Raw genomic sequence first — 1,059 nt, 5'->3', positions numbered from 1 at the left:
TATATGAGAAACGCAAAGAATACGAACAGCAGTTGTATATTATGGGTGAACGCAATAGTTATTCTAAAACAGATCATGATGCTACCTTTATGCGTATGAAGGAAGACCATATGCGTAATGGACAGCTTAAACCTGCCTACAATGTACAATTAGCTGTTCATTCTGAATATATTATGGGAGTTGGTGTATTCGCTAAGCCCAACGATACGAATACGTTAATTCCATTTGTACAGCAATTAGAACAGATCCATAGTCGCCGATTCACATATGTGGTGGCTGATGCTGGTTATGATAGCCATGAGAACTTAACTTGGTTAAAAAACAACCAGTACCTATCTTGTATAAAACCACAATATTATGAAAAGGCAAAAACTAGAGCTTGGGCTAAAGATATTAGTAAAGCTCGTAATATGGAATATATACCAGAAGAAGATGCATTTATATGTGCAAAAGGCCGTAAATTAAAATATGCTTTAACTCGTAATGCTAAAAACAAAACCGGATTTATATCTGAGCGAAAGGTATATGTCTGCGAATCTTGTAACCGATGTGGATACAAGAAGGAATGCCAACGGTATATGAAACCAACAACAGTAAATCCAGTAAAACGAATTGAAATTACACCTGCATATGATGCTGTATTGGCAGAAAACCAAGACAGACTGCTTAGTGATACAGGCATTCAATTACGAATTAACCGTTCCATTCAAGTTGAAGGCGCATTTGGTGTGTTAAAACAAGATCTTGGGTTTAGACGATTTTTACACCGTGGCAGTGGAAAAGTGCATAAGATGTTATATCTACTGGCTATGGGATTCAATATTGAAAAATTACATAACAGAATACAAGCAGGACGCGTTAACACAACATTATTTACTGCAAAAGAAACTGCTTAAACTAAGAAATTTTTAAATAGGCCTAAAGGTCTATTTAGGTGCGCCTAAAAACAAAAAATACCAAGAGAACATAGGATTTTACAAATCTAATTTTCTTGGTATTTCTTATATTTTAAAGGGACTGCAACTAGAATGCGGTAAAACCGCATTCTGTTACAGCCCC

The 1,059-nt window shown here is 35.7% G+C and carries 1 protein-coding gene; it reads left to right on the top strand.

What is annotated here, in order from left to right:
* The coding region (locus VEI_RS09205; RefSeq protein ID WP_145749525.1) for a transposase at window positions 1-896 on the top strand (896 nt) is incomplete at its 5' end.
* Window positions 897-1,059: the final 163 nt, after the last annotated feature.

The sequence above is a fragment of the Veillonella tobetsuensis genome, assembly GCF_001078375.1.
GTDB lineage: Bacteria > Bacillota > Negativicutes > Veillonellales > Veillonellaceae > Veillonella > Veillonella tobetsuensis.
Note: the sequence above shows the minus strand (reverse complement) of the source record. Positions and strands in the feature narration are given on the sequence as shown.